This window comes from Nitrospira sp., assembly GCA_016873435.1.
Taxonomy (GTDB): domain Bacteria; phylum Nitrospirota; class Nitrospiria; order Nitrospirales; family Nitrospiraceae; genus VGXF01.
Genome location: VGXF01000030.1, coordinates 1 through 3,035, shown reverse-complemented (window position 1 = coordinate 3,035; position 3,035 = coordinate 1). Strand labels below are relative to the sequence as shown.

Below are 3,035 nucleotides of genomic sequence, written 5' to 3'. Positions count from 1 at the left end.
CGCCCACCTCTCGCAGCAGAACAACCGGCCGGAGCTGGCGCGCGCCGCGCTGGCCGGCGTGCTGGGCTGTGCGCAGGACTGGGTCGGGCTGGCCACCCAGGAAGACGGTTTCGGCTGGCGCGACCTGAGCTAGGGAGGGCCACAAACAATAACGGCGGCCACCCTGCGGGTGCCGCCGTCCTGTCCTGCAGTGCCGGGAATTACTTCTTCGGCTCGTCCTTCTTCTCTTCGGCCTTGGGTGCCTCCGCCTTGGGTGCCTCCGCTTTGGGTGCCTCTTGCTTTGGTGCTTCTACTTTTGTCGCGGGCTGGGGGGCCTTCTTGGGCTCTTCCTTCTTGCCGCAGGCGACAAGCGCAAGAGCCGCGATGGCGGCGATGAGTAGCGACTTCGTCATGAATTTCCTCGTTGGGTTGATTTTAAATTAAGCCTAACACACGTACCACAGTCAAAAATTGACGAAAAACGTTTGAATATAGCACGTTTTTACCATGGATTGAATTTTGAGCGTTTTTCATGGTGTCAGCGATGCCGAATCTCCTAAATACAACCGGACCAGGATTCAGCGCAGGTCAGTTAGGCTGGTGGCTCTTGCAATTTCTAGGCTGGCTGGGACATAGGTAACGGGTTCTGTTCCTTGGCTATCTCAGCTCGCCGAGCCCCTTAAGGGCGGGCTGAACTAGGCTGATCACGACCGCTACCCAGGCTACAAAGCCCAAGACCCAGAACTTGATCCTGAAAGGGCCTGTGAACGGTAGGTTCAAGATGCAGTACAGCCCCACGAAGAAGCCAAATAGCACCAGGAATTTCACGGACTTAATAGTCACACTGAAGTTTGGGTTTTACTTGTAGACGATCACTCACGATGGATTTCCTCTCAGCATAGGAGTTTCATCGTTAGCTAGGGGAGAAAGTGGTTTGAAATTCGTATGCGCGTCGCGGGCATCCCGGTGGCGACACGCCAACCGGCTTGGATCCAAGTAACCGCCCAATCGTTCTTGACGCGGCTTCCGGTGCACGTCGCTTGCTTCGCTGCGTACGTTGGTTCGCGCGCGACTCCCGGCTGAAAGCCGTTGACAAACCGATCTTTCTCGTGCGCTGTACGAATGCTGTTACGCTTCGTCAATCAAGGGCTCCGCTGGCGCCCTTTTTCGTGAGTTCGGGAGCGGGCAGAGTGGTTGATGCACTGGCAGGGATGGACTGGGGCTTGTTCGCGATCGCGCTCGTGGTCGGCCTCGTCGCCTCGATCTTCGGCGGCATCGCGGGCTACGGCACCGGGCTGATCCTGCCGATCTTCCTCGCGCCGATTGTCGGGATTACGGGGGTCATGCCGACGCTCTCGTTAGTAATGATCATGGCCAATCTGTCACGAATCGCAGCTTTCCGGCGCGAGCTGCAACCGCGGCAAGCGTTGATGGTGATGGTCGGCGCGGTCCCTGCGGCGGCGATCGGTGCGTCGATCTACGCGATGCTGTCGGAGCGCGCGATTGCTGTCGTGCTCGCGATCACCCTTATCGTGACGATTCCGCTCCGGCGCGCTCTCGAGCGGCTCAAGTTCCGACTTACCGATCCGGGGCTCGTTGTGGGTGGTGGCGCATTCGGACTATTCGCCGGCGCCACGGTCGGCACCGGCCCGATCCTGGTCGCGATCCTGTTGGCTGCCGGCGTCGCGCCGGCCTCAATCGTCGCCACCGATGCACTAGTCTCGATTTTCGTCGGACTGATGCGAATCGGCACCTTCGCGCTGAACGATCTGTACACCCCGCTCTTGGTGCTAACCGGCATCGCGGTCGGCCTTTCGGCAGTTCCGGGCGGTTTTGTGGCACGCTGGATCGTCGCGCGGATTCCGGTTAAGGTGCACGCTACTGTGATTGAAAGCGTCATCGTCGTCGGTGCGATCCTGCTCTTGTATAAATCGATCGTCGGATGACACGATAAGGTTCAGTCGTTTGGAGTTACTGAAAGCTCGGCGATCCCCTGATCGCGGCTGTAGCTGATAGCGCGTGGGCAGCAGCGCAAGCAGCTCCTTGAGTTGTGCTTACTCATCCGGCGTGCCGAGCTCCGGGAGGTACGCCAAAGATTGAACTTGCATTAGCGCTACGCTAGACTTAGCAGTCTCGCCGCAACTTGATCAGGATTCAACGCAGGTCAATCAAATTCCGCTTTTAACTCTTAACGCACCTTAGGAGGAGCGTGATGCAATCACCCGTCAAAACCATTCTCATTGGCATTTCTACCGCGGTACTGCTCAGTGGCTGTGCCATGGTGGGATCTGCATATAAATCCGCATCCGACACAGTGTCAGGCTGGTTCAAGTCAGACGACAAGAAAGACCAGAAGAAGTAGAGTTCCCGGCTGGTGGAGTATTTCCTGTCGGGCTATCTGGTGGAAGAGGAGGGCGTGAGCTACCTCGCCGAACTCGACCCGGATAACCCGCTCAGCCCTCTGCAGGCGGTCGGTTGCACCTATCGCATCGGGCTGGGGACGCGCGCCTCACTCAGGTGCTGAATCCTCGTTGAGAGCGGAGAGTCTTCGCCTGAGGCCACGAAATTGACCGCCTCTCAATACGCCGATACCGACGCAGCCGTTGGAGAACGGATGCAACGAGAGCTTCAATGGTTCGTTGCGCGACGAGCTACTCGAGGGCAAAATTTACTAGAGCCTGGCTGAAGCCATTGTGCCGATCGAGGCTTGGCGGTGGCACTACAACACGGTCCGCCCGCATTGCGGCCTTGGTTATCATCCGCCCGCGCCGGAAACCGCGACCCCGCCATCATCTGCCTTGCGGTTCCGCTTCGCTCGACTTACAGCCGGCAATGGCGAAGGAGGCCGCAATTCACTAACATTCGACCCGGACCAGTCGATGGGAGCCGATCACTATGCGGACTTGCTTGGAGGTTTCTGGATGAAGATCTGGTGCCGAGGAAGGGACTCGAACCCCCACAGTGTTGCCACCGCATGGACCTGAACCATGTGCGTCTACCAATTCCGCCACCTCGGCAGGGGGAGCGGATTCTAGGGGCCTTGCTGCACCATGTCA

General features: G+C 58.5%; 3 protein-coding genes, 1 tRNA gene and 1 pseudogene. 3 read left to right on the top strand and 2 right to left on the bottom strand.

The features are described from left to right. A partial coding sequence (locus FJ248_08710) for an MBL fold metallo-hydrolase (GenBank protein MBM4120957.1) occupies positions 1-133 on the top strand: 133 nt, incomplete at its 5' end. 67 nt (positions 134-200) lie between these two features. Here FJ248_08710 and FJ248_08705 read toward each other — a convergent pair. Beyond that, a complete protein-coding gene (locus FJ248_08705) occupies positions 201-392 on the bottom strand; it encodes a hypothetical protein (protein MBM4120956.1) in 192 nt (63 codons plus the stop codon). A 777-nt stretch (positions 393-1,169) separates the two neighbouring features. On the opposite strand from FJ248_08705, the gene FJ248_08700 reads away from it, so the two are divergent. Next, positions 1,170-1,925, top strand: coding sequence for a sulfite exporter TauE/SafE family protein (locus tag FJ248_08700; protein ID MBM4120955.1), 756 nt, complete (start codon positions 1,170-1,172; stop codon positions 1,923-1,925). A 654-nt stretch (positions 1,926-2,579) separates the two neighbouring features. Continuing rightward, positions 2,580-2,838, top strand: a pseudogene (locus tag FJ248_08695) (transposase). 71 nt (positions 2,839-2,909) lie between these two features. On the opposite strand, the gene FJ248_08690 reads toward FJ248_08695, so the two are convergent. Further along, positions 2,910-2,996 (bottom strand) — tRNA-Leu (locus FJ248_08690). Between the last annotated feature and the right edge of the window lie 39 nt (positions 2,997-3,035).